22 protein-coding genes are annotated in these 26,763 nt (G+C 64.0%); 16 read left to right on the top strand and 6 right to left on the bottom strand.

Going from position 1 to position 26,763, the window contains the following annotated elements; all coding sequences use genetic code 11:
* Positions 1-211: 211 nt before the first annotated feature.
* From M9890_04500 to M9890_04510, 3 genes are all read left to right on the top strand, one after another.
* Positions 212-2,626: a VanW family protein gene (locus M9890_04500; protein MCO5176222.1), complete on the top strand. Its 2,415-nt coding sequence runs from the start codon at positions 212-214 to the stop codon at positions 2,624-2,626.
* Positions 2,627-3,080: 454 nt separating this feature from the next.
* Positions 3,081-3,440, top strand: a complete 360-nt coding sequence (locus M9890_04505) for a hypothetical protein (protein ID MCO5176223.1) — start codon at positions 3,081-3,083, stop codon at positions 3,438-3,440.
* Positions 3,440-3,889 carry a hypothetical protein gene (locus M9890_04510; protein ID MCO5176224.1) on the top strand — a complete coding sequence of 150 codons (450 nt, stop codon included), beginning with the start codon at positions 3,440-3,442 and terminating at the stop codon, positions 3,887-3,889. The genes M9890_04505 and M9890_04510 overlap by 1 nt, the downstream gene beginning before the upstream one ends.
* 1 nt (position 3,890) lies before the next feature.
* Here the strand turns inward: M9890_04510 and M9890_04515 are convergent, their stop codons facing one another.
* Positions 3,891-4,619, bottom strand: a complete 729-nt coding sequence (locus M9890_04515; GenBank protein MCO5176225.1) for a ubiquinone/menaquinone biosynthesis methyltransferase — start codon at positions 4,617-4,619, stop codon at positions 3,891-3,893.
* 26 nt (positions 4,620-4,645) lie between these two features.
* Complete coding sequence (locus M9890_04520) at positions 4,646-5,539, bottom strand: 1,4-dihydroxy-2-naphthoate polyprenyltransferase (protein ID MCO5176226.1); 894 nt, start codon at positions 5,537-5,539, stop codon at positions 4,646-4,648.
* A gap of 121 nt (positions 5,540-5,660) precedes the next feature.
* Here M9890_04520 and M9890_04525 point away from each other — a divergent pair, with 121 nt between their 5' ends.
* From M9890_04525 to M9890_04550, 6 genes are all read left to right on the top strand, one after another.
* The gene (locus tag M9890_04525) at positions 5,661-6,362 is read left to right on the top strand and encodes a class I SAM-dependent methyltransferase (GenBank protein MCO5176227.1); all 702 of its coding nucleotides are present in this window, start codon (positions 5,661-5,663) and stop codon (positions 6,360-6,362) included.
* A 153-nt stretch (positions 6,363-6,515) separates the two neighbouring features.
* Positions 6,516-7,019, top strand: a complete 504-nt coding sequence (locus tag M9890_04530; protein ID MCO5176228.1) for a pyridoxamine 5'-phosphate oxidase family protein — start codon at positions 6,516-6,518, stop codon at positions 7,017-7,019.
* Positions 7,016-7,375 carry a nuclear transport factor 2 family protein gene (locus M9890_04535; protein ID MCO5176229.1) on the top strand — a complete coding sequence of 120 codons (360 nt, stop codon included), beginning with the start codon at positions 7,016-7,018 and terminating at the stop codon, positions 7,373-7,375. The genes M9890_04530 and M9890_04535 overlap by 4 nt, the downstream gene beginning before the upstream one ends.
* Before the next feature lie 563 nt (positions 7,376-7,938).
* Positions 7,939-8,601 carry a hypothetical protein gene (locus M9890_04540; protein MCO5176230.1) on the top strand — a complete coding sequence of 221 codons (663 nt, stop codon included), beginning with the start codon at positions 7,939-7,941 and terminating at the stop codon, positions 8,599-8,601.
* 181 nt (positions 8,602-8,782) lie between these two features.
* Positions 8,783-9,220, top strand: a complete 438-nt coding sequence (locus tag M9890_04545; GenBank protein MCO5176231.1) for an OsmC family peroxiredoxin — start codon at positions 8,783-8,785, stop codon at positions 9,218-9,220.
* A gap of 147 nt (positions 9,221-9,367) precedes the next feature.
* Positions 9,368-11,104, top strand: a complete 1,737-nt coding sequence (locus M9890_04550) for a M14 family metallopeptidase (GenBank protein ID MCO5176232.1) — start codon at positions 9,368-9,370, stop codon at positions 11,102-11,104.
* Between the two features lie 368 nt (positions 11,105-11,472).
* On the opposite strand, the gene M9890_04555 is transcribed toward M9890_04550, so the two are convergent.
* Together M9890_04555 and M9890_04560 are read right to left on the bottom strand one after the other, a co-directional pair.
* A complete protein-coding gene (locus M9890_04555; protein MCO5176233.1) occupies positions 11,473-12,399 on the bottom strand; it encodes an LLM class flavin-dependent oxidoreductase in 927 nt (308 codons plus the stop codon).
* Between the two features lie 92 nt (positions 12,400-12,491).
* Complete coding sequence (locus M9890_04560) at positions 12,492-13,004, bottom strand: DinB family protein (protein MCO5176234.1); 513 nt, start codon at positions 13,002-13,004, stop codon at positions 12,492-12,494.
* A 184-nt stretch (positions 13,005-13,188) separates the two neighbouring features.
* Between M9890_04560 and M9890_04565 the strand changes: the two genes are divergently transcribed.
* The 7 genes from M9890_04565 to M9890_04595 all read left to right on the top strand — a co-directional run bounded on the left by M9890_04565 (position 13,189) and on the right by M9890_04595 (position 22,240).
* Positions 13,189-14,229, top strand: coding sequence for a cell wall metabolism sensor histidine kinase WalK (locus M9890_04565; protein ID MCO5176235.1), 1,041 nt, complete (start codon positions 13,189-13,191; stop codon positions 14,227-14,229).
* Positions 14,222-14,980, top strand: a complete 759-nt coding sequence (locus tag M9890_04570; protein MCO5176236.1) for a response regulator transcription factor — start codon at positions 14,222-14,224, stop codon at positions 14,978-14,980. The genes M9890_04565 and M9890_04570 overlap by 8 nt, the downstream gene beginning before the upstream one ends.
* A 298-nt stretch (positions 14,981-15,278) precedes the next feature.
* Positions 15,279-16,589, top strand: coding sequence for a Glu/Leu/Phe/Val dehydrogenase (locus tag M9890_04575; GenBank protein ID MCO5176237.1), 1,311 nt, complete (start codon positions 15,279-15,281; stop codon positions 16,587-16,589).
* Positions 16,590-16,591: 2 nt separating this feature from the next.
* Positions 16,592-17,125: a hypothetical protein gene (locus M9890_04580; GenBank protein ID MCO5176238.1), complete on the top strand. Its 534-nt coding sequence runs from the start codon at positions 16,592-16,594 to the stop codon at positions 17,123-17,125.
* 119 nt (positions 17,126-17,244) lie between these two features.
* Positions 17,245-18,417, top strand: a complete 1,173-nt coding sequence (locus M9890_04585; protein MCO5176239.1) for an FAD-binding oxidoreductase — start codon at positions 17,245-17,247, stop codon at positions 18,415-18,417.
* Positions 18,414-19,712: an MFS transporter gene (locus tag M9890_04590; GenBank protein ID MCO5176240.1), complete on the top strand. Its 1,299-nt coding sequence runs from the start codon at positions 18,414-18,416 to the stop codon at positions 19,710-19,712. Before M9890_04585 ends, M9890_04590 begins: the two co-directional genes overlap by 4 nt.
* 425 nt (positions 19,713-20,137) lie before the next feature.
* The gene (locus tag M9890_04595) at positions 20,138-22,240 is read left to right on the top strand and encodes a hypothetical protein (GenBank protein MCO5176241.1); all 2,103 of its coding nucleotides are present in this window, start codon (positions 20,138-20,140) and stop codon (positions 22,238-22,240) included.
* A gap of 180 nt (positions 22,241-22,420) precedes the next feature.
* Here M9890_04595 and argF read toward each other — a convergent pair whose 3' ends face one another.
* Both argF and M9890_04605 read right to left on the bottom strand, forming a co-directional pair.
* Positions 22,421-23,413, bottom strand: coding sequence for an ornithine carbamoyltransferase (gene argF / locus M9890_04600; GenBank protein MCO5176242.1), 993 nt, complete (start codon positions 23,411-23,413; stop codon positions 22,421-22,423).
* A 473-nt stretch (positions 23,414-23,886) separates the two neighbouring features.
* Positions 23,887-26,739 (bottom strand): S8 family serine peptidase, encoded by a 2,853-nt coding sequence (locus tag M9890_04605; GenBank protein ID MCO5176243.1) that lies wholly within the window; start codon positions 26,737-26,739, stop codon positions 23,887-23,889.
* Positions 26,740-26,763: the final 24 nt, after the last annotated feature.

The raw sequence follows: 26,763 nt of genomic DNA on the forward strand, positions 1-26,763 counted from the left end.
CATAGCGGGCAAAAGAACGTACGCATCGTATCGCGAATCTGAAAACGTGAGGCGATTCCGTGCCATTCGCGATATGGTTAACTACACTGGCCATGCGCGTCGGCAGCTCTTTGCGTTGTCGCGTCCGGTGCGCCCTGCTGCCGCCGTCGCTGAATTTGCACCCTGGCAGGGTGGGCATGATTTGTCGGTCGACGAGATACGGGAATCTAGAGTGAGTGTCGTAGAAGATCAGCAGCGTGCCGGTCTGTCGTGGCGTTTGCGGCTGGCGCAGGAGCGCCAAACCGCAGCGGCGCGCGATGAAAAGACCGGGCAACGAGCTCGCCACACCATACAGGCATTGTTGATTCTCGCTATTCCGGCGTTGTTGCTGCTGGTCAGCGGCGTGCTTGCCGGCCTCCCCGCTCGCGGAAGCGAAATCGAACGTGGCGTCCATGTTGGTGGCGCAGCGCTGCCCAATGGCGACCGCAGTGCGGTGATGGCCGAGCTGGACACACGCTTCGCCGCCTTTCTCGAACAGCCAGTCACCTTCCGCCTGGACGATCGCACGATTGAGACGACTCCCGCCGATCTGGGCGTGACCTTCGATACCGCGGCTACCTACGAACGCGTGCTGAATGTCGGACGCGGCAACGTGGTGAGCGCAGGAGCTGAGCGTCTGGCGGCACACACCTGGGGCGTCGACGTTGCGCCAATCTATCGTTACGACTCCACCAAGCTCGCCAGCGTGCTTTCCAGCCTCGGCGAGGGTCGGGTCACCGCGCCGGTGAACGCCACCTTCTTAATCCAGGGTAGTTCGCTGATTGTCAGCCCCTCTGCCGATGGAACCGGCATCAATTCGCGCGACGTTGAGCGCCAGTTGCGCAGCGCGATCACGGGCCTCGCCGCCGGCGACATCAACGCAAGTGTCATCACCGTCAAGCCAACAACGACGACCGCCGCGCTGGAGTCGATTACCGATGAAGCGGTGCGGGCGCTGAGCAGCACGTTCTACCTGTCCGATGGCGGCGAGTACTGGCAGATTACTCCGCAGGCGCTCGCCTCGGCGATCGGTGTTCGCGACGGTCATCTGGCGCTGAACCCGCTGGTGATGGACCCGATGCTTGACACGCTGGCTCCGTCGATCAACCACGACTCGAAGGACGCCGAGATCCTGCTGCGGGAGGACGGCGTCTTCTATATCAATGACGAAGTGCCATCTCGCGCACTCGACTTGCGCGCCAGCCGCCTCGCGATTCAGCAGGCGCTGGCCTCCGACACTCACACGGCGGCGCTGGTCGTCAACGAAGAGCAACCCGCCATCACCACCGCGACGCTCGATCCACTGCTGGCGCGAGCAAACGACATCGTGTCGCGCGGCATGGTCGTGACCTGGCCGGACGGCGAGCAGGGCCTCGATGCCCACGCGTTCGCCGATACGCTGCGCATCGACCCCGTCGCGCAATCGGTGACGGTCGATGACGATGCAATGTTCAAAGTCATTGAGCCGATCGCGCGCTCGGTGAGTCGACCCGCTACCGGCTATCGTTGGAAGGACAACACGATTGTCGCGCCCGAAGGCGCGCTCCCTGGCCGGACAGTTGATATCGCCTCCAGCGTTCGCGCCGTGACGCGTAACACACTCGGCGGCGAGGGCCGTACGGCACTGGTCGTCGACGAGCAGCAGGATCCGGCCTCGGGCGATTCTGCCATCGTCATCAACGAAGTCCTCGGGTCGGCGTCGACCTACTATGGCAGTTCCAGTTACAACCGCCTGACGAATGTTGAGGTCGCAGCGGCGGCACTGGACGGCGCGCTGGTTGCGCCGGGCGGTACGTTCAGCTTTAACAACGCCATCGGCGGCACCGCGACACTCGATGACGGCTATCAGGTCGGCTTCGGCATCGTCGCCGGTGAGAATGGCGTGCCGCGCACGGTACCGTCTGTCGCCGGTGGCATCTGCCAGGTGTCGACGACGGTGTTCCAGTCCGCATTCTGGGCCGGCATGCCGATCGGCACACGCAACTGGCACCTCTACTGGATTCCGAACTATGGCAACGGCCCCGGTGGCCTGACCGGCCTCGATGCGACCGTCGATCCGGACTATGGACTCGACTTCACCTTCTACAACCCGACCGATAGCTGGCTGGCGATTCGGGCGGTGGCCGATGGTGAGTGGCTGACGGTCGAGCTGTGGGGCACCGCGCAGGGCTGGCAGGTCGAGGTTGACGACCCGGTCATATCGAACGTCGTCCGCGCTGACCCGACGATGGTCTACCAGCCGAGCGATCAGCTGGGTTCGGGTGAGCAGATCTACGTCGAGCACGCCGAAGACGGCTTCAACGCCGCCATCCATCGCGTCGTCAAGGATCAGGACGGCAACGTCATCGACGACACAACGTTCAATAGCTACTACCAGCCGTCGCGCAACGTGACGCTGGTTGGGCCGTCGGTCACGATCCCTTCGCCGGACACCTCAACACCTGAGGTTGAGGACACGCCGCCGGTCGTTGAGGAGCCGGTGGTCGAGGACGAGGAAGAGACCACGCCGGACGTCGAAGAGCCGGTCGCCCCGGAGACGACCGTTGAGGCCGTCCCAACCGAATCGTCCTATGACGATGGCAGCGAGGTTCCGGCCCCGGTCGAGTAGCCCGTCGCGAGACACAGGACGCGCGAACTTGCGCGCGGTGAAGCTGCCGGCGGTGGTAGCCTCGTCCGCTCCTTGTCATTCCGAATGCATACGCGAGATCTCCCACCTGCATTGGAGCGAATCGAGCGGGTGGGAGATTCCTCACTGCGGTTCGGAATGACAGGACAAGAGGGTGGCTGTCGGCCCGGACTTCTCGCCATTGCTGGCATTGCCGACCCGCTGGACTGGCATCCTCCATGTTCGCCTGTCATCTTGAGGTCGCAACCGAAAGATCTCCCACCCGTCCGACACAGTCCAACGCAGCGCAGGAGACAGCCTGCGAACCCACTGAGCCACGCGGCATACATCAACGCGGCGACAATTCAGTGACGTTCCTCATAGACCGACGATGACGCGAGTCGTACGCTTCGGGATGGATTGAACGACGGACCTGAAATCTGAGGAAGAGATCGGGATGGCGAATACAGAGAGCCTGCCGCAGCCGGGATCGATGCGCGAGCAGGTGTTCGGAACTCCGGCCGAGCGGCTGGAGCGGGCGAAGCGCCGCCTGCGGATTGTGCGCTGGTTTGCGCTGGCGGACCTGCTCCTGCTCGTGGTGCTGACCGCAGCATCGTTCGCCGGCAATCGCGAGCTGGTCGGCATTCTCGGGCCGATCCACGGCGCGAACTTCGTCCTGCTGCTGGTACTGGTCGGGACGGCCGCCGCTGACGGTCTCTGGAGCTGGTGGTTCCCGTTTGCGGTGCTCATCACCGGCGGACCTCCGGGCGCACTGATCGGCGAGTGGATCGTCGGTCGCCGATTGGGGCGGGCCTGATGGATCTGGATACGACGCTCACCTGGCTTGTTCGCTACGGACACGTCGTCTTCGCAGCCGGTTGGCTGGGGGGATACGCCGCGCTCGCGCTAGCCATCGTCCCGCTGCTGGAGCGTGACCGGAGCGCTGGTCTGGCGCGTCTGGCAGTCGGGGCGGCACGGACGCTGACCTACGTCGGCGCAGTCACGATGTTCTTCGGTGTCTTTCTGGTCACGCGCACGCGCGGACTGGAGAACCTGATCGGTGGCGAGTGGGGCACGATCGTTATCGCTTGCATCGTCATCGCTGTCGGGCTGGTCGGCATCGGCGACGGGCCGCTGCGTCAGGGGCTCGTCACGCTGGTCGATACCGGCGATGGCACCGCGGCGCGGCGCTGGGCGATGGTTGGCTTCGTGCTGACCGTCATCGCGATTGGCCTGATGACCCGCGCGGTCTACGCCTCAACCTAGCTCAGGCCGGGCGGCGCGCGCGGTGGATCGCGATCAGGCCAAGGCCGAAGGTGCGGTACTGGATGTCGGTGAATCCGGCCCGACGCATCGTCGCCGCCAGCTCCTTCGGGCTGGCGAACGCCGCCGCAGACTCCGGCAGGTACGAATAGGCGTCGCGATCCCCGGCGACCACCTGTCCGAGGATGCGCGCGACAACGCCGAATCCGGCGCTGAGGACGCGCCCGATGACGCCATCGCGTCGCGCCGCCTCCAGGCAAACGACTCGCCCGCCCGGAACCAGCACCCGCAGCATCTCGCTGAACGCCCGCTCCTGATCAACCACGTTGCGCACGAGGAAGCCGCTAGTGACGCAGTCGAACGACTCGTCGGCGAACGGCAGCGCCAGCGCATCGGCCACCGCGAAGCGCATGTTCGTGATGCCCTCGCGCTCGGCGCGCGCCTCGGCACCGGCCAGCATCTCCGGGACGAAGTCGGCGGCGACGACTTCGGTCGCGCCGAGCCGCTGCAGCGCGAAGGCGATGTCGCCGGTGCCCGACCCGAGGTCGAGCGCGATCGCGCCAGTTGGGTTGGCCGCACGCGCCGTCACGCGCTTCCAGTAGCGGTGCCGACCGGCCGTCATCAGGTCGTTCAGCAGGTCGTAGCGCCCGGCGATGCGTGCGAACATCGAGCGCACGTAGGCGGCCTTTTGCTCGGGCGGCGGCAGGTGTGCTCCGGATTGCGTGGAAGACATGTTCGCGCGGTCTCCTGTTCGGAATCTCAGCCGATGGTCGCCAGTGCGATCCCGACCGCGTAGAGGCAGCCGAGGACCAGGTGCAGACGGGCGATGCCTTTCACAGCGGGGTGCAATGCGGCCGGCACCGTCGTCGTCTGAAAACGCCGGATGATGCCGGGCGCGAGTGGCAGGGAGAGCAGCGCCAGCAACGCAGTCCACGGCACGACGCCGGCGAACGCCGCCGTAACGATCACAACGTACGCCCCGCCCAGCAACGCCGCCAGTACGCCGATGCCAACACGCCGACCGGCGACGATGACGAGCGTACGGCGGCCCTTCGCCGCATCACCGACCATGTCGCGGATGTTGTTACCCAGCAGGATCGCGGCGACGAGGAACGACACCGGCAGGGCCGCAACAATGACCTGCGCAGTAATCGTCTCCATGTGGACATAATAGCCAAGTCCGACGAGCAGCAGCCCCATCAGCACAAACACCTGCGCCTCACCGAACGGCGTCCAGGCGACCGCCTTTGGTCCACCGGAGTAGAGGAACGCGCCCAGCACCGACACCGCGCCGACAGCCAGCAACCACGGCGTCACGGTGACGACGAGATATAGCCCACAGAGCAGCGCCAGCGCGAGCGTAACCAGCGCGCCGCGCAACACAGCGCGGTCGGTCAGATGGCCAAACACGATGCTGCCGGAGTTGCCGACCGATTCGTGCGTATCGAGGCCACGATGGTAGTCCTCATACTCATTGAGCATGTTCGTCGCCGCCTGAATCAGGATCGAGCAAATGAGCATCGCCGCGAATCGATCGGCGTAGAATGTGCCGTCCCAGGCCGCCAGCGCCGCGCCAACCAGCACCGGCACAGCGCCGGCCGTCAGCGTGAACGGGCGAATCAGCGGAAACCAGTTGGCGATGTGTTGACGCACTCGCGTGTCCCTTGTAGCGTGCTGCCACGACAGGTCCGGCCGGCCGCGCGAGCGACCCCGACCTCCACCAGCGTAGAGTATGGCCCGTCGCGATCGTGAGTGGCGAGGAAGTGTGAGTTCAATGGCGAGCGAGATCCTGCGCGAACAGCAGGACTATTACAACAAACGGTCGAGTGAATACGACGAGTGGTGGCTGCGGCAGGGGCGCTACGACCGCGGCGAGGATGAAAACACCGTCTGGTTCGGCGAACAGGCGGAGGTTCGCGAGGCGTTCGCCGCACTGCCGTGGGCGGGCGATGTCGTCGAGCTGGCCGGCGGCACCGGCATCTGGACGCTCTGGCTCGCCCCGCGCGTTCGCCACATCACCGTGCTGGACGGCTCGCTGGAGATGATCGCGATCAATTCGGCGCGGCTGGAAGCGGAGGGTCACACTGGCCGCGTGTCGTATCGCCAGGTTGATTTGTTCAACTGGCACCCGGAGCGCCAATACGACGGCCTGTTCGTCGGCTACTTCCTCTCGCACGTCCCGGAAGCGATGTTCGACGAGTTCCTGGGCAAGCTCGCCGCAGCGCTGAAGCCGGGCGGCTACTTTGCGATGATTGACGGACGTCGAGACGAGCGCTCATCGTCGCCGGACCAGCCACCGCCGCCCCCGGAGACGGAGGTGATGACGCGCCGCCTGAACAGCGGCGAGACCTTCCAGATCATCAAACGCTACGACGAGCCGGAACCGTTCACCACAGCGCTGGATCAGGTCGGCATCGACGCCGATGTGCGCACGACCGCGACGCACTTCATCTATGCCACCGGTCGCAAGCGCTAGCCACTATCGCTCCTTTCATAACAGGAGTATGCTGGCGACAGACGCATCATTGGCATGAGAAGAGAACGCGAGAAAGGGGAGAGCGGCTCAATTCATTGACCATAGTCTTGCCTTGCATCACACACCTGCACACATCCGAAGGAGAGGCAGACCATGACCACCACCGCCAGGCAGGGCGACCTCGCCCTCCTGAACGACACGATCGCCCAGCAGCTCCTCCAGTCGCTGAACCCAGCCCGTCTCGCCTACATCTGGCACGACGGCACACCTCGCGTGACGCCGATCTGGTTCCACTGGGACGGCGAGACCATAGCAGTCGCCGGCCCGCCCGACGCCCCGAAGCTTGAGGCCATCCGCGCCCACCCACAGGTCGCACTGACGATCGACGATGCATCCAGCTGGCCGTACCGCGTACTGTCAATCCGCGGGACCGCAACCGTGGACCTCGTCGACGGCGTCGCGCCGGAGTACGACGCCGCTGCCCGGCGCTATTTCGGCGAAGAGCAGGGCAGCGGCTGGGTTCAGATGATCACCCAGATGATGTCGCAAACTGGCCGCGTGCGCATTCAGCCAACCTGGGTTGGTATCCTCGATTTCGAAGCGCGCTTCCCCGAAGCCATCGCCCGACGCATGCCACAACCGGGAGCGGAAGCATGAGCGACGAGACCAGCGCAGCAACCCTCGCGACGATCGAGCGCTTCAACGAAGCGTTCAACCGCCACGATGTTGACGCCGTGATGGCGCTGTTCACCGACGATTGCATCTTCGAGAACACGTCGCCGACACCGGACGGCGAGCGCTATGTCGGGCAGGACGCTGTGCGCGCATTCTGGGAGCAGTTCTTCGCCTCGTCCCCGCAGGCGCACTTCACCGCCGAAGACATCTTCGCCGGCGGCGATCGCGCCTGCGTCCGCTGGCGCTACGACTGGGGCGCTGGCCACGTGCGCGGCGTCGACGTCTTCCGCGTCGTCGATGGCCGCGTCTCCGAGAAGCTGGCCTACGTCAAGGGTTAGATGCGCAGCCTGTCGCTTTCATTTCACGCCCAGGGTTAACGGCTCAGCCGAGAGATCTCTTCTCTGTTGGACTGCGTCCGGCGGGTGGGAGATCTCTCACTGCGGTTCGAGATGACAGGACAAGTAGGAGGTTGCCAAACCAGGTGCTCGTCATTGCCGGCAATGGTGAGCACAGCGACCCGACAGCCACCCACGTCCTCTGTCATTTCAAGGCCGCAGCAGAGAAATCTCCCACCCGTCCGACATAGCCCCACGCAGAAGAGCGTCCTCGCATGCGCGCTCAATAGCTTGACGCAGTGTTTTTGTCAGGCGAGTGAGCCGCCGCCGATACTTTCGTAGGGACAGCGCTGGCGCTGGCAGACTGAGCGCCGCCACCTACGTACTATGCGCAATCACCATGACATAAACAATCCGACAGAAATACGTAACGTGTGCATTCTAGACTTGCGAAACGCGTAATACATTCACGTACTCTATACGATTTGAAACAATCCTTGTGCTCCTAGTCTTTGAAGTGCGGGGGATTCCCGCACAGCGAAGCAGCGAAAGACAGGAGCACCACAATGGCAACTCGATCGACGGCAAACCACCCGGTGCAAGGCGGCTTCCACGATCTCGGAATCCTTGCAGCAATCGTCGTCACGTTCCTGATCGGCATGGCGCTCGGCAATGCCGTCCGACCCGTCAGCATCTCGAGCTGGTTTGATGATGACTCCGCCACCGTCAGCACAACCAAGCCCATTGCGGCACACGTACCGGACCTGGCTGGCGAGGGCGTCATTCAGGCGCAGCAGGAAGGCGTTGCCGCCGTCCAGTCGCAGCCCATCGAACGTCGCCAGGGGCCGGCTGCACTCGATGACGACCCGATCGTCGCCCACACGCCAGAGTTCGCCGGTGAGGGTATTCTCCAGGCGCAGCGTGAGGGCGTCGCCGCTCCACTGCCAATGGACAGCTACGAAGCGAAGCTGCAGCGCCAGCAGAAGCTCTACACGGACAACGGTCAACTCTATCCGCCGGTCGTAACGACCAATGCCACGGATACGGCGGCCCCGTTCAGCGACCCAATGTTCATGAACCAGAACCTCTACCTGCCGGGAACAACGACGACCGCGACGGAGAATTCCGTTTCGCCACATGACTTCCGCTTCATTGAGGAAAACGTCTATCTGCCAACGTCAGGCTCGGTGAATGCCGGAGGCGGGCGATTGACCGGACAACTCCGCTAGTCATCGTCAGACTCGGGGCAACGACGGCCCAAGATTCACCAGAAGCGCCGACGATCAACGACGATCGTCGGCGCTTGTGCTTGTTGACTTTCACAACGCTTGCGTTGCGAATCGTCGGATTGTTCGATACCCTGCCCATAGCGAAGACGCGTTTGAATGACCCGACATAAGGAGGACTGGGATGGCCGGAGCTACCAAGACCGCAAATGTCAGCTGGAGCGGCAGCCTGATGGATGGCAAGGGCACCATCAACAGCGTCGGCAGCGGCGCGATCTCGAATCTCGGCGTGACCTGGAAGAACCGCGCCGAGGCCGAGGAGGGCACCAGCCCCGAGGAGCTGATCGCCGCCGCCAACGCCGCCTGCTTCGCGATGGCTCTCTCGGCCGGCCTGGCCGGTGGCGGCCACGCGCCGGAGAAGCTCGACGTCACCGCGAAGTGCACCTTCTCGCTCGATGGCGGACCGAAGATCACGACGATGGATCTGCACGTCGTCGGCACCGTCCCCGGCATGAGCGCCGAGGAGTTCAAGGCGGCCGCCGACGGCGCAGGTGTTAACTGCCCGGTGTCCAGCGCACTCAAGGGCAACGTGACGTTCAACGTCACCGCCGAGCTCGCCTAGCAATTTCACGGAGGGCGATCCGCTCGGGCCGCCCTCCGTCCCTCCCGCCCGTTCTCATCTTCCTCACCACACCCGATTGTCCGCAGGTATCGGCTATCATCGCGCCGACCAATCGTGGGCATCTGATGGATGAAGTGGGCGAACGCCATGACACAACCAAACTTCACAGAATTGCATTACCTTGCGACGTCCGCCGAGTGGCGTCCCGATCGCTACTACACCTGGGATCTGCTCACTGAGCTGCTGAACGAGTGGGTCAGCGCATATCCCAATCTGGCAACCTGCTCCAGCATCGGCCGCAGTGGGGAGGGTCGCGACATCTGGGTCGTCACGCTGACCAATCAGGCGACCGGCCCCGATCTGGAGAAGCCTGCCTACTACATCGACGCCAACATCCACGCCGCCGAGGTCATGACGTCGTCGGTCGCGCTGGCAACGATCCACTATTTGCTGACCCGCTACGACTCCGACCCGGTCGTCCGTCGGCTACTGGATGACACGGCGCTCTACGTCATCCCGCGCATTGCCGTCGACGGTAGCGACCAGTTCCTGACCAGCAGCGCCGCCGAGCGCTCGGTCGCCCGACCATTCCCTCATGGCCTGCCCGACTCCACCTGGGACGGGTTGCAACCGCAGGATATCGACGGCGACGGGCTGATCGGCTCGATGCGGATCAAGGACCCGTCCGGGCCGTGGAAGATCTCGGCGCGCGACGACCGCATCATGCGACCACGCAAGCCGAGCGAATACGGCGGTGAGTACTACTTCGTGCTACCGGAGGGGTTCATTCGCAACTGGAAGGGCGGCGCGATCAACCTCGCGCCGTCGCAGTCAGCACTCGACTTCAACCGCAACTTTCCAGCCGACTGGCAGCCGCACTGGCAGCAGCCAGGCTCAGGTCCGCACCCGCTCAGCGAGCCAGAGACGCAAGCGGTCGCCGACTTCCTGCAATCACACCCCAACATCCACGGCGCACAACTGCACCACACCGCCGCCGGCATGATCCTGCGCGCCTCCGCGAACTACGCCGACGACCAGATCCCGCGCTTCGACCGCCGCGCCTACGACGCGATCGGCGCGATGGGCGAGGCAACCACCGGCTTCCGCTGTTACTCGCCATTCCACAGCAACCCATACCAGCCCGGCAAGCCATCCTATGGCGTCGAAAGCGACTGGCTCTACGACCACCTCGGCATCCTGTCGTTCATGACCGAGCTCTGGGGCCTCGCCCACCGCGCCGGTGTCCGCAGCGACAACTTCCTCGACCTGGAGGAGAAGCGCACCGTGGAGCAGGACCTGCAGATCCTGCGCTTGCTCGACGAGGAAGCTGATGGACGTGGCGTGGCGGCCTGGAAACCCTTCGACCACCCACAGCTCGGCCCGGTTGAGCTGGGGGGCCTCGAAGTGAAATTCGGGCTGATGAACCCGCCCGGGCCACTGCTGGCCGAGGAGATGGAACGCGCCGTGCCGTTCGCCATCGAAGCGATGGGCACCGCACCACGCCTGCGCGTCATCGACGCCGGAGCCGAGCAGGTCGCGCCGGGCACGTACCGCGTCTGGCTGACGATCGGCAACGACGGCTTCCTGCCGACCTGCGGCAGCGAACGCCACCGCACCTCCGGCGCAGGACGTCCGCTGCTCGTCGAGCTCGCGCTGCCAGACGGAGCGGCGTTGCTGCCGGGCAGCCCACCTGCCGCCCAGGAGCGCGAGCACCTCGCCGGGCGTGTCAGCCAGTACACCAGCCTGCACCTCGGCGGTGGCTACCCAAACATGAGCCGCGATCACATCGAATGGCTCGTCACCGCGCCCAAAGGCACAACGCTCGCCATCACCGCCCGCGCCGAAAAGGCCGGCGTCTGCCGCACCACGGTTGTCGTTGGCTAGAGAGACGGCCGCGAACCCCGTACGGACAGGACCTGGCCTGTCCTCGCCGTGAGGCGACTCTCCCGCGTCGAATGCTCGTGTCTCGGCGCATCGCCACCGCGTCACCCTGGTACCGGGGCGTATCGCATACGCCCGTTTGGCCGACTGATCCGAACCGATCGGCAGCCACGATGTCCGGGTGCATCTGCTAGCTGGTCGTGTTTCTGGCCGGGCGTATGCGATACGCCCCTACATTTTGGGGCCGATGCGGTGGTGATACACCGAGCCCCCCCACCAACCAGGTGCAAGGTCGCCTCACGGCGAAGGACAGGCCGGGTCCTGTCCGAACCCATTGGCGGCCGTGCTCCACTTCGTATCGCCCCATTTGCCTACTTGAACTGCGGCATCACGTCGCTGATGAAGACCTCAAGGGCGGCCCAGTCCACCGGCGGGCGGAAGGCGATGTTGAGGGCGGTGACGCCGACCTCCTGATACTTCGCGATGCGCTCTGCAACTTCGGCCGGGCTGCCGGAGAGTTGGCCGGACGGCGTCTGATGCGGCGTCTTGCGCTTCATCTCTTCCTCGGCGGCACGCATGACCTCGGGGTCGTCTGACGCGGCCATGAAGAACCCAAGCTGCGTCGCCATCTTGATCTCCGCCGGGTCACGCCCTTCCTTCTCGCACCAGTTGGCCAGCACCTCGGCCTTGTGCTTGAACGCGCCGGGACCGACGTAGGGAATGTTCCAGCCATCGGCGTAGCGCGCTGCGATGCGGGCCGTTCGCTTCTCACCCAGGCCGCCGATCCAGAGCGGGATCGTGCCGTTCACTGGCCGTGGGTTGATGTAGGCGTTGGTGAAGTCAAAGTGAGCGCCGTGGTGATCGGTCACTTCCTCGTTGAGGAAGCTGCGCATGACCTGCATGCCCTCTTCGACCAGATCAAGCCGTTCCTTCGGCGAACCGAACTCGTAGTTGAACGCCTCGAACTCCGGCACGTGCCAACCGGCACCGAGCCCGAACTCGAACCGGCCGCCGGAGAGATGGTCGATCGTCACCGCGGACTTCGCCAGCAGGCCGAGATTGCGGAACTGCGTCGCGAAGACCATGCAGCCAAGCTGGAGATTCTTCGTCTCCGACGCCAGCGCGCCGAGCAGCGCGACAGCTTCGAAGTGCGGGTCGGCATCACTCGTCGCGCAGTAGAAGTGATCCCAGATCGAGAGCCAGCCGAAGCCGTTCTCGTCCGCCAGCGTCCAGAGCCGCCGCATATCATCGATTGAGATGTTCTGCTGCCCGACATGAATTCCGAAGGTAAGTCCCACAGGCCGATCCTCTCCATATCACGTCCATCGTTCGGGCATCGTAGCCGCGTCGGTGCCGATGTCAACGCCAGCAGCGCGCAGCCACCAGCGGGCTATTCGGTAAGAACGAGCCATTGCCGCCTATCGATCAGCTCGCGTACGACGTCCAGATGGCCGGTGTGCGCCGCGGTCTCAGTCATGACATGCAGGATGATCTCGCGCACCGTGTCCAGCCGGAAATCGCCGAACAGGTCGCCCGGCCACCAGGCCGGTGGCGCGTCCGGAACGGTGCACTCGATGATGGCGTTGGCCAGCGCAATCTCGTTGCGATAGGTCTCGAAGACTGATTCGGTCGAAACGCTCTGGTCGACCTCCCACGGGTTCGGCGTGGCTTGCAGCTGGTCGATGACATCCTGCTCACCGGCAACGACCGCGCGAAACCAGAAGCGCTCAACATCGAGCGCCAGGTGATTCACCAGCCCCAGGCTGGTCCAGCCAGATGGCAGCATCGGACGACGCAGCGCGTCATCGTCCAGCCCATTCAGAATCTCGATCACGTGGTGGCGTTGGCCTTCCAGGTAGGCCAGCAACGCGCGGACTTCGGCATCTGGTGATGTCTGAACCATGATCCGCCTTTGCATGCGTAACGGGTACAACTCTCTTCATATACCACGTTGCTCACACACGCTTCGGTTGTGTGAAAATCGCGGAACGCTGATGCCAGGATGGCCCACGGTCGAACAGGATGGTCGGTATACTCGCAGTGTGAGGAAACACAACGGGCCGGTGATGAGTCAGGCGTGGCAAACCATGCCGACGGACACAGACTCAATCTATGATCTGGCGACGGCGCTGCTGGCGACAACGAGCGTCGATGACGTGTTGGCCATTGCCCCGCCGCTCCTCGCTTGTGCGCTCGGATTACAGACTCCACCGCAGATCGACCTCGATACATCCACACGACCGAACGCTGGTCAGATCGCACTGATCGCCGACGGCAGCCATATCGGCTCGCTGACGATCGCGGGCGGGGACACGCCCGACCCGCAGCACGCTGCCGCAATCGCCAACCTGCTGGCGACGACGATTGCCGCGCATCGCAGGACGCTCGCCGATACCGAGCGGCAGATACAGGAGGCGTCGGCGCTGAAGCTCGATCTGGTGTCAATGCTCTCTCACGAGATGCGCACCCCGCTGGCATCAATCAAGGGATTTGCCTCGGCGTTGCGCATTGAGGGCGCTGGTTGGGACGGAGCAACCCGGGACGAGTTCCTGCGCACGATCGAAGACGAAGCCGACCACATGACCCGTCTCGTCGAAGACATCCTCGAATCAGCGGCGATCGACGCCGGTCTGTTGCGCGTCACGATCAGGCCGATCCAGATCCCACCAATCGCTCGCCGGGTCATCGACCGCATTAGCATCCAGAGTGATCGCCATCGCTTCGTCCAGATGTTTTCCAATACATTTCCAATCGTCGAAGCCGACGCCGGCCGGATCGAGCAGGTGCTCACCAACCTGATTGATAACGCGGTCAAGTACTCGCCGGATGGTGGGCTGATCGTCGTTCGCGGTGAACGCCGCGCCTCCGAAGTCATCATCAGCGTCGTCGATCAGGGCATGGGCATCGCTCCCGAGCACCTCAATAAGCTATTCGAGCGCTTCTATCGCGCCTCGCCCGAGCACCGTCAACACATCATCGGCACCGGCCTGGGACTGCCGATCAGCGAATCAATCGTGCGTGCGCACGGCGGGCGGATCTGGGCGGAGAGTGTTGTCGGCAGCGGCACGACGTTGTCATTCACCCTGCCGATACATAGCGCGGCAGCCGCAGGTACCGGTAATGCCTAATATGCTGCCTGATCCATCCGCGATGCTGCAGGCACCGGCGGGCGCACGCATCCTGGTGGTTGAGGATGAACCGGCGCTCGTGCGCCTGCTGCGCTCGATCCTCGAAGCAGCGCATTATCACGTCCGTGTTGTCCCGGAAGGCGAGCGCGCGCTGGAGCAGATCACACTCGATCCGCCCGACATCGTCCTGCTCGATCTGCTGCTGCCCGGTAACCTGGATGGCTACGATGTCTGTCGCCGCATCCGCGAATTCTCGATGGTGCCGATCATCATCGTCTCCGCACGCACCCACGAAGACGAAAAGATCCTCGGCTTCGAGGTCGGCGCAGACGACTACATCACCAAGCCGTTCAGCGCCCGCGAGCTGCTCGCCAGGGTCAAGGCAGTGCTGCGGAGGACGCGCGTCTCAGCTGCCATGCCGCCGCGCATTCACATCGGCGACATTGAGGTGGACATCGCCAGCCATCAGGTCGTCAGCAGCGCCGCGCCGATCCATCTCACGCCAACCGAGCTGAAGTTGCTGGTCGTGCTGGCGCGCAACGCCAACAAGGTCGTGCCGCACTCAATCCTGCTGACCGAGGTGTGGGGGCCGGAATACCGCGACGAGGTCGATTACCTGCGCACATACGTCCGCTACCTGCGCCAGAAGCTGGAACCCGACCCGACAGCTCCGCGCTATCTCGTGACAACGCCGGGCGTCGGCTACCAGCTCATGACCAATAGCGAAAGCAGCTCCCCACTGCGATCGTGACACGCTGGCACATAGCAATGCGGAACTTGCGGCACACACACTGCCCGACATTGCTGCGGCAGCCCACCTACTGCACGGTTTATTGCGTATTGCGCAATGCTCGCCGCTGCATGCCCGACCGACGGAAACTGTGGGAAACAGAGAGATTCATGCGATTCTGACAAGCATGTTGGCAAATTCTCATGGTTTTCCCATATCTCGCGCCGGGAATCTCATGCGGCTCTCATGACGCTTTGCGCAAGATAGGAACAGCGCCATCTGAACGTGGCGCGCCGTTAGCGACGAATGAGAGAGAGACATGCAGACAACCACCGCCGACAGGTCCACCGTCGCCCATCAATCCGCCGGATCAAGCCTGCTGCACGATGCCATGGCGCAGGTCCGCGCGGCTGGAGAACGTCTCGGCATTTCCGCCGGGATGCTCAAGCTTCTGGAAACGCCTGAGCGTGAGCTGGCGATCTCCATGCCGATCGAGATGGATGACGGGCGGCTGGAGGTCTTTCAGGGCTACCGCGTGCAGCACTCGCGGCTTCGCGGTCCCGCCAAGGGCGGTGTTCGCTACCATCCCAATGTAGACCTTGACGAGGTACGTGGCCTCGCCAGCCTGATGACCTGGAAGTGCGCGCTGCTGGACCTGCCCTACGGCGGTGCCAAGGGCGGCGTGACCGTCGATCCGGGCAAGCTGTCGAAGCGTGAGCTGATCGAGCTGACCCGCGCCTACGCCGCCGGTCTGACGCCGGTCATCGGCCCTCACGTCGACATCCCCGCGCCGGACGTCAACACCAACGACGCCACGATGGGCTGGTTCGTTGACGAGTACGAGCGCCAGGTCGGCAAGTTCGAGCCGGCGGTCGTCACTGGCAAGCCGATCGCACTCGGCGGCAGCGAAGGTCGCGGCGAATCCACTGGTCGTGGCGTCGCCCACGTCGCGCGCCAGGCGATGGAGCGGCTCGGCATCACGGTTGAAGGCGCAACCATCGTTGTCCAGGGCTACGGTAAGGTCGGCTCCGACACCGTCCGCTTCCTGAACGAGATGGGCGTCAAGATCATCGCGATTAGCGACGTCAGCGGCGGACTGTACAACGCCGAAGGTCTGGACATCGCCCGCATCAATGCCCACGTCGCCAACCATCCGAAGCACCTGCTGGAGGGCTACCCCGGCGAAGACGCCGAGCAGATCACCAACGATCAGATTCTCACGCTCAGTTGCGATGTCCTGATCCCGGCTGCCCTCGAAGGCCAGCTCACGATCGACAACGCGCACGACGTCAAGGCCCGCCTGATCGTTGAGGGTGCCAACGGCCCCACCACGCAGGAGGCCGCTGCCATCCTCGCCGAGCGCGGCATCAAGGCTGTGCCGGACATCCTGGCCAACGCCGGCGGTGTCGTCGTCTCCTACTTCGAGTGGCTGCAGGGCCTGCAGGGCGAGCGCTGGAAGCTTGATGATGTCCGCACCCGCCTCGACGATCGCATGCGCACCGCCGTGGAGCAGGTCTTTGAGCGCGCCGATGCGGAGAGCGTCACCTTGCGTGAAGCCGCATTTCTGATCGCAGTTGAGCGGGTTGTCGGCGCAGCCAAGCTGCGTGGATATTCCAGCGCGGAGTCCTGAGCATGGCCGGCCGGGAGTACCTGACTGTCGATCTGGTAGACACGACCAACAACATGATCGACGCTGCGACAGCGGTAACGACCGGCCGACTGCACCTGAGCGCCGCGCGCGATACCCGCGCGCGGCTGCTCAAGGGCGATGCTCTTGCACTGGGCTACTTTCGCTTCGAGCTCGGGCGACAGATCGCGGCGGCATTGCTGTCGATGGACGCGCACGTCATCGCCGTCTATGAAGAGCAGGACGTGCCCGAAGCCGAAGACGTTCTCCCGGAGAGCGTGCCGCTCGATGAGCCGCTGCGCCTGTTCATCGAGGTCGAGCACGAAACCCCCGTACTCCGGACAGTGATCGACGCGCTGAACGAGGCCCTGAGCCAGACGATCGGTGAGCTGCTCCCGCAGCCGTCCGACGGCTACATCGCAGCAATCGTCATCGACGATCACAATCGACGGCTCTTGCGTCCGCACACGAACGGCTATCGACCGGCCCCGATCCTCCTCGATTCACGCGCGCTGCGAGCCGAGGAGATCACCAGCTAACTTCTGACCGATCTGACCGCTTGACCCCCTGCGTTCATCGGCTCCCCATTGACGCCACACCCATTCGCTGCGACCCTTGCCAGTCTGACGGGCACGAACCGTCAGAGGGGGAGGGATGAATGAACACCACGACGTCAACGTACCCGTCGTCGGTCTCGGTTGTCGTTGTTGGCGGCGGTGTCGCCGGCACGGCTGCCGCCTGGCAGTTGGCCCGTCGCGGCATCGATGTCGCGCTCTTCGAGCAGGAACATCTCGCCTGGGGAGCGACGGGCCGCAACGGCGGTCAGACCGGCGTCGAAGCCAACTACGGCAGCGGCATCGTCGAACATCGGCTGCGCTCGCTCGAGATCCTGCGCGAGGCTGAGCGCGAGCTTGGGGAGTTTGAATACGATCAGTGCGGTCGCCTGCGCCTCTGGCTCGGCGCGCCCGGAGAGCGCGACCTGCCGACGCCGGAGCAATTCGCGGCGACGGATCATCCGCTCGGTGACAAATACCTGACCGGCGATCAGGCGCGCGACCTGCTGCCACTGCTTTCCGATGAGGTGCTGGCAGCGCGCTGGGTGCCGACGAGTGGCCGCCTCTGGCCATTCAAGCTCGTCCATCGCTTCGCCGAGGGCGCAACGCGCCACGGCGCACGCATCTTCACTGGCGCGACGGTCGAGCGGCTCGTAATCGCCGATGGTCGCGTGCAGGGCGTTGTCGTGGACGGGCAGACGGTCCGCGCCGAATGGGTGGTCAATGCTACGAACGCCTGGTCGGGGCCGCTGGCTGCAACCGCCGGGCTGAACCTGCCGGTCATGCCCTGGCGTGGCCAGATCGTCGTGACCGAACCGCTCCCGCCAATGCTCAATTTCACGATGGGGCACTTCGTCTACAACAGCTCAAATTACTGGCAGCAAACACGCGACGGGAAGTTCGTCATCGGCGGCTCGCGTGTCCTCGACACGGTCGGCCGCGATAATCTGCACGATCGCAGCGTGACCCCCGACATTCTGCACAAGACACTCGCGATGCTCGTCACGGCGCTTCCATCACTGCGTGGTGCTCGCATCGTCCGTGCCTGGGGCGGAACCATGGGCTTCACACCGGACGGCAACCCTTATATTGGTGAGACCGAGCTGCGGCGCGGCCTGCTGCTGACCTGCGGATTTAGCGGTTCAGGCCTCAGTTGGGCACCGGTTGCCGGAGAGATCCTGGCGCAGATCGTCGCACGGGAGCCGATGACGCTCTCGCTCGACCCGATCCACCCGGATCGCGCCACCGGCAATCTGGTCGAAAGCTCCGCCGCATGAACGCGAAACCAAAGACACGCTCCAAGCCGGCCAAGGTCTTCTATGGTTGGTGGATCGTGGTCGCCTCTGCCGGCGTCCAGATGTTGCAAGCCGGTCTGTTGCAGCAGGCCTACGGCGCGTACGTCTCAGTGCTGCTGAACGAATTCGGCTGGAGTAAGACGGCGCTCTCGTTCGGCTACTCGCTCCAGCCGGTGCAGAGCGGACTGCTCGGCCCGATACAGGGCTGGATGATCGACCACTGGGGACCGCGACGAGTCATGCGCATCGGCATGCTCATGTTCGGCTGCGGGTTCATCCTCTTCAGCCGGATCGACTCGCTGATCGAGTTCTACGGTGTCTTCGTCATGATGGCCGTCGGCTCCAGCCTGGCCGGGTTCATGTCGATCACGACGACGCTGGTGCAATGGTTCGAGCGTCGCCGCGCGACGGCAATGAGCCTGTCCCAGACCGGCATGAGCATCGGCGGCATGCTCGTGCCGATTGTCGCCTGGTCGCTGGCAACCTACGGCTGGCGGCAGACGGCATTCATCTCGGGCATCATCATCATCGCTGTCGGCCTGCCCCTCGCTCAGGTCATGCGCACCAGCCCGGAGCAGCACGGGTTGCGACCGGACGGCGCGGTCGACGACGACCTGTCTCCCGCCGGTGCAGCCGTGACGACCTCGACCGGCGACATCGCGACCCGCATCGACTTCACCGCCCGCGAGGCAATCCATACACGCGCGTTCTGGCTCATCTCGTTTGGCCACGCTTCGGCGCTGCTGGTCGTCTCGGCCGTGATGGTCCATCTGATCCTGTATCTGGAGCAAACCCGCGGACTCTCACTCGGCTCGGCAGCGACAATCGTGGCCGTGTTGACGCTGATTACGGCGATCGGGCAGATCGTTGGTGGTCTGCTGGGTGATCGCTTCCAGAAGCGCAAGATCGCGGCGCTGGCGATGTTCGGCCACTCTGCCGGCCTACTGGCGCTGGCCTGGGGCGACGCTTTCGCCTGGGTCATCGTCTTCACGCTGGCACACGGCGTCGCCTGGGGCATGCGCGGGCCACTGATGCAGGCGATGCGTGCCGACTACTTCGGCCGCCGCAACTTCGGGACGATCATGGGCTTCTCCAGCCTCGTCATCAACGTCGGCATGGTCTCCGGCCCGCTGATCGCCGGTGGCATGGCCGACCACTTCGGCAATTACGAATACGGCTTCACCGTGCTGGCCATCTTCGCCGCACTCGGCTCGATCTTCTTCGTCTTCGCCACACCACCGCCACCACCAGAGCGCTCAAACGGAGGCCTCGTATAGGGATAACGCTCACGCTGTCTCCCGGCGTAAGGCGATACTCCCCTCCTGGATGACGGCGGTCTTGGCACATCACAACTGCGTCGGTTGCGATATGTAGGGGCGTATTGCATACGCCCGGCCAGCAACACGACCATCCAGCATGGGCACCCGTACACCGTGGATGCCGTTCGGAGCGGGCCGAGGTGCCAAACGGGCGTATGCAATACGCCCCTACACACCGGGGCCGATGGAGGGGGTGAAACGCCAAGACCGCCGTCATCCAGGAGGACAGAGCCGCCATGGCCCGGGTGTCCCTTGGGCGCTGGCACCCCGCGAGGACAGGATCCGGCCTGCCCGTTCGGAAAGATCACATTGTCGCCGCTGGCCAAACGACCATACGCTCCTCACTCCACTGTCTGGCACGCGACATGCAACCGCAACGCGACATGGAGACGCCACGGGTAAGCACGCGGTGGTCCAAGCTTTTTGGCTGGTCGGCAGCTATTCTCGTGCTGCTCGGGCTGGCATTGGCAACCGTCTGGCCAGCGCCGATCGACAGCGGCAAGCTACCCGGCGTCTATCTCGCCAGCGACCTGCAGCTCAGCCACTGGTCCAGCGCGCTGACGATCAAGCAGGCGTTCGCACGCGGCGACATCCCGCTCTGGAACGATCATTACGGCGGTGGGCGTCCACTCTCCGGCGATCCGCTCGCGGCGCTGTGGTATCCGCCGACACAGCTCTTGCGGCTGTTCTCCGTCCGCGACTATCTGCTGCTGACGGTCATCGGCCACCTGCTGCTGGCTGGGGTCGGGATGCTGCTGCTGGCGCGATTCGCGTTCGGCATGCCGAAGCTTCCGGCGCTGTTCGCCGCCGTCGCCTGGCAGGCGACGCCGCGGCTCGTCGCGCACCTCGGTGCTGGTCACCTGACGATGGTGCAGGCCGTCGGCTGGCTCCCCTGGGTCGCGCTCACGGCCTGGCTGGCGGTCAGGAATCCCGTCCGCTGGGCACCGGCGCTGGCCGCCTGCCTGACCATGCTCATCCTCGCCGGTCATCCGCAGATCACCTACTACGGACTGCTGATGCTGGCCGGCGTCTGCGCCCGGCTCGTCATCCAGCGCTGGTGCACGGCCGGGCGGGGCGACGCCCTACGCTCGGCTGCCGGACTCTTCGCAGCCGGCGTCATTGCGGCGCTGATCGCCAGCGTCCATCTGGTGCCGATGCTCGAATTCACCCGCCACTCCACCCGCGAGGGCGCGGTCGGGACGACGGACGCGACGACCGTCTGGCCGGCACTCAAGGCACTCGCCGGTTTCTGGATGCCCTCCGGCGTGCCGCATGAGGCGATGTTCGATCCGGGGCGGGCGGTGTTGATCCTGGCGCTCATCGGCCTCGTCGTCGCGGGGCGACGGATTGCACTACCGTTCCTGCTCGGCCTCGCTATCATCTTCGGGCTTGCAATCGGCGTCGATTCGCCAGTCTTCAAGGTCGCTCGCCACATCCTGCCCGAACTCGCCAGCTTCCGCGGCGTCGCGCGGGTCTGGTTCCTCGGGTTGCTCGGCATCGCCATCCTTGCCGGCTTCGGCGTCGCTGCGATCCTGCGGCGCGTCGACAACACCTCGCCAACGGCGGCTCGTGTGCTCGGTGTAGTCGGGCTGATGGCATTGGCAGGTAATCTCGTCTGGACAACCCACCACCTGACAAACGTCGCTGAGATCGGCCCGTACGTGACCCCCGACGATGCCGAGATTGCCATCGCAGCGGCAGCCGATGGCGGCCGCATCTACGGCGCGCAGCGCAACGTCCGCCAGCCGGTCGCCGTCGCGCTCGGACTGGAAACGCTCGATGGTCAGGACCCGCTGCTGATCGAGACGCACGTCCGGTTGATGAGCCAGGCCGGCGACTACCGCTGGAAGGGCTACGAGCTGTCGGTTCCACCGTTCCAGGTCTATGAGCCGGACTACTCGACCTACCAATACCCCGACCCGGACCCTCAACTCCTCGCCCTGCTCGGCGTGACCATCGTCGCGTCGTGGTTCCCGATCGATAACCCGCACCTGCAGGAGGTCGCCTACGTCGACAACACACACATCTACCGCATCACGCTCGACAGCACGCCGGCGCGCCTCTATCGCCCACTCGTGGAGGGCGAACCGCTTCGCCGCAGCGGCATGCAACGGCTCGACACGTCGATCAACGTGGTATCGCAGGAGAGCGAGCGCAGTGTCTTCACCTGGACGACGACGGAAGAAGGCTGGCTCATCCTCGGTTGGCCGGCTTACCCAGGCTGGCACGCCGAGCTGGATGGCAAACGCGTCGAGGTCGAGACAGTCGATGGCACGCTACCCGCCGTCTGGTCACCCCGCGGCGTGCACCGGCTGGAGTGGGTCTACGACCCCGCGTCAGTCCGCTTGGGCGGGGCGTTGTCCATCGTCGGGCTAGTAGTGCTGCTCTGTTGGACTGCTGCCATCCTCTGGCCGTTCAAACGCGTCCAACGCCAACTGCACCCATCTCCCACCCACCACCTCGAAGGTAACCGCGTCGGTGAGTGAAGGGGATCCAACGCGTTCGCTTGCTACCAGTCGCAGGAGCGTCGCCATGGCCCAGAGGGCACCCCGCGAGGACAGGTCGGGCCTGTCCCTACGGAGCGAAACGGGCCGCGTAGATAGCGCCACATCCCGCGCGCCAGAGTGGCGGCGGGGAAATGCGCGGTGCGGGTTGGCGCAGATGGTCTAGTCGGCGGCGACCTTGTGCTCGGCGGTGGCGGCTGAGGGCAGCGACGGCTGAGCCGCGCTGCCCTTCAGCTGTCCCTTGAGCAGTGCATAGAGAACGGCGTGCGAGGTGTGCAGGCGGTTTTCAGCCTGGTCGAAGACGATCGACTGCGGACCGTCGATGACCTCGGCGGTTACTTCCTCACCGCGATGGACCGGCAGGCAGTGCATGAACACGGCGTCGTGGTTCGGCAGGTCGGTCATCAGGCCCTGAGTGACGCGATAGGGCGTCAGGTCGGCGTAGGCCTTGGCCCGCGTCTCCTCGCTGTCGCCCATCGAGAACCAGGTGTCGGTGTAGACGGCGTCCGCCTCCCAGACTGCCTGGTAGGGATCGGTGGTCAGTTCGACGGTCGCGCCGGTGATCTTGGCGATCTCCTTGGCGTTGGCGGCGATCATCGGATCAGGGCCGTAGCCGTCGGGGGTCGCAGCGGTGATCGACAGTCCGGCCATCGCCGAGACCTCAAGCAGGCTGTTCAGGACGTTGTTGAACGCGCCGACGTAGGCGAGCTTCTTGCCCTTGAGCGTGCCCCACTTTTCCTTGAGCGTCATGATGTCGGCCAGGCTCTGCATCGGATGATGCAGGTCAGTCAGCGCATTGATGACCGGAATCGATGCCTTCTCAGCCACCAGCTTGACATCGTCGTCAGCGTACGTGCGGATGACGAACGCGGAAGCGTAGCGACTGACAACCATAGCCGTGTCTTCGAGCGTCTCGCCACGACCGATCTGCAGATCAGCGGAGTTGACCGACGACGGGATGCCGCCCAGACGCGCAACAGCCGTCTCGAACGAGAACCGGGTGCGGGTCGATGGCTTGGCGAAGTAGAGCACCACAGTCTGGCCAGTCAGCAGACCGTGATGCTTCATGGGGTCCTTCTTCAGCTCGGAAGCGAGGTCGAGCACCAGGTTCATATCGTCAATCGAGAGGTCCGAGGTTCGCAGCAGGTCTTTCATCAGTATCTCCGGTAGCTCCAGGCATCAGTGCGAGTGACAGATCGTCAGCCATGAGTCATGGCATCCTCTGCCTGAGTCGCCTGGCGGAAACCGGAAACAGACCGGGGTGCCGGGCGTCAGGCGTAGCGCCTGCACCTGATGGCACACGCACCCGTCACATGTGTTGATGTGATGAAAGCCTGCGTTGTGGAGAAGATAGTGTACGTTGGGTTCATGACCGGCTCCAGACGAATCGAAACGGACGACGAAAACAACAGCTCGCGGTTACGCGCGCCTGCTTCGCCTCGTCCTTGATTCGCGGAACGTCAAAGTCACGAAATCCCCTCCCATGGCATCGCGCCATGAACGACACCGAACGACTGTATCACCACATCGACCACGAGTCAACACCCGCAACCTTGCCAGTGATTCCACGGCAACGTCGCCGTTCGGCTTCCTTGCTGGGCAAACGCTGCCCGATCAGCGAGGCAGCATCAGCGCATCGTGAAGTTGATCGTGGTTCCGTCGCTATCGCCATCCGGGTCGTGGTTCCCGGACGCGTCATACGCCAGTGTCGCGTGTGTCACCGAATCGACGCTGAAGCTCGCGGCCCTCGTGCTCGACGGCAGCGTGCCCGACGAAAGCGTGCAGATCCCGGCCGTGCCGGTGATGCATGACACACGGGTCGACCACGCCCCCTGCCGGAATGTCCCACTGACAGTGCCGTTTGCGACCGCGCCGCCGTCGCTTGTCTCGACTCGGACGCTGACGGTCAGGCTCGCCCAGAACCAGAAGCGGGAATAGGCGCCGTCCAGATCGCCGATACGCATCGTCGCCGCCGGTGCGGCCACATTGACCGTTTGGCTGGTTTGCGTGCTCGCGCCTGCGTTGTCCGTTACGGCGAGCGTCACGGTATAGCTTCCCGCGCTGGAGTACGTGTGATTGGCGGTTACGCCGCTGCCGGTCGAACTATCACCGAACGTCCAGTCATACCTCGTTATCGAGCCGTCGGGATCTCGCGAGCCGCTCGCATTGAAGGCGCAGGAAAGTCCGTCGCACGTCGCCGTGAAAACCGCCTCTGGCGACGAGTTGATGTTCTTGACGTCCACCGTGATGGCCGCACTCGTTGTCGACTGATTGGCGGTATCGGTTGCCGTCGCCGTCAGAACATGTGCCCCATCGCCGACACTGCTCGAGGTCCATGAGACACCCCAGCCATCACTGCCGTTCGTATCGACACCAATTGAGGCATTGTCGACGAAGAACGCGACCTTCGTGACGCCGACATCATCGCCAGCGGTTGCCGAGATGTTGACCGAGCCAGCGACTGTCGTTGCCCCCGCCGGGCTGACTATCGCAACACTCGGCGGAGTATCAATAGCAACAGCGGACTCGACACTGACGGAATTGAGATTGAAGAGATAGCCGGGATTCGAGCCGCTATAGCCGAAGACAAGCTTGACTGTGTGCGACCCGGCCGGCAGAGCCACTGCACTGCTCATCGAATTTGCCCACGTCTGCCAGCCACCGGTGCTTGAGATCGCGATCTGTCCGGACACGTCAGCATCATCGACCAGCACACGAACCGTCGCGTTCGAATTCGGTGTGGCGACGCGGAACGAGAACGTGTAGTTGCCGGCCTCGGCGACCGTCGCGGCGTAAGAAAGCCATTCACCTGACTCGATCCAGCCGACATCGAAGCAGGCGGAGCCGTCGGAGCAGGCCTCCTTGTCGACATCATCGTCCCAGTACGCGCCACCTGAATTTCCGGTCGTGCTGTCGAAGAAGCCGCCATAGTCCTCGGCCTGGAATAAACCCGGCAACACGACCGGTCGAACGATCCTGACGTTCGTTGGGTCAGTGATCGTGCTGTCGTTGGTGGCATTGACTGCGCGCGCACGGATCGCGTGTGGCCCGGTGGCTGCGGCGCTGGTGTTCCAACTCAACTCGTATCGTGAACTGGACGCGTTCCAGGCAGCCGTGTTCCAGGTGCCTCCGTCAATGCTGATCGAGACGGAAAGTGACCCAGCCGACGCCGTCACATCATTCGCTGCAACCTGGACGAGGAGCGGAGCACCCGGATTCGTGACGATGCTGCCGCTCACAGGGCTGGCGATCATAACAGTAGGACCAGTCGTCGCCTGATCGCAGCTCCCTCCGACGGCCTTGCAGACGTTGATCCGCCCATTCGCCCAGCGGCTACCGGTCCCCGAGATCTTGTCGGCAGTAGATTCAAGTCGGCTGCGAACCGCTGTTTTGCTCGTTCCATACGGTGTCGACCAGAGTAGGCCAGCCAACCCGGAGACAAACGGCGCTGCCATCGACGTGCCACTCATCAGGCCATAGGTGCTGCCCATTGTCGTGGAGAGAATACTCTGGCCCGGTGCGGCAACATCCACCCAACTGCCAAAGTTCGAGAAGCTTGCCTTCTGGTCCTGGCTTGTGGTCGCGGCAACCGCGATTGTACTGCTGTAATAGGCCGGATAGAACGGCCTCGATGTGTTGCTGTTGCCTGCCGCAGCGACGATAACGACCCCCTTGCTCCAAGCGTAATTAATCGACGACTGCACTGCGTACGAACCGGATGATCCGCCAAGACTGAGGTTGATGACTTTGGCCCCGTTGTCGAGTGCCCAGTTGATCCCGGTGGTGATGTCCCCCCACGAGCCATTGCCGTCATCACCCAGCACCTTGACGTTGTAGAGCACACATGCTGGACACGTCCCGGCGACACCCAGACCATTACCCGTCGTCGCTGCCACAATGCCTGCAACGTGGGTACCATGTCCGTAGCGATCCTCGGCCGTCGAGCTGCTGGAGAAATTGACCGACTTCACGACCTTGCCGGCCAGGTCGGCATGGCTTGAGTCGATGCCTGTGTCGACGATGGCAACGGCCACACTTGGGCTGCCCTGCGTAACGTCCCACGCTGCGAACGCATCTATATCGGCATCCGCAGTGCCGCCAGTCTGGCCCGTATTCTCATATTGCCACTGCTCGCCAACGCGCGGGTCGTTTGGCATCGCGACAGCGCTATAGATGCCATTCAGTTCGGCATATTCAACCAGCGGGTTGCGCCGAAGTTGTTCCAGTCGCGAATTTTCGGTGCCACGCGACACCGATACAACCTGAACATCGACGCCGCGAACAGTCTTCCGAATCCGACCTCCCGAGTCGCGAAGAATACTGGCCATGTCCGACGACTGAACACCAGTCCGGAATTTCACCAGGAGCTCGCCCGGCACGAAGCCCGAGGCGGTGTCTGGCCTGGCGATGGCCGGAGTGGGCGCGGCGAACGTTACAAGCGCTGAGAGGAGGAACAACATCAGAGAGATCCGACGCAGCATCTGGCTGTCCTGACGCTATGGAGG

The sequence above is a fragment of the Thermomicrobiales bacterium genome (assembly GCA_023954495.1).
In the GTDB taxonomy this organism is placed as follows: domain Bacteria; phylum Chloroflexota; class Chloroflexia; order Thermomicrobiales; family CFX8; genus JAMLIA01.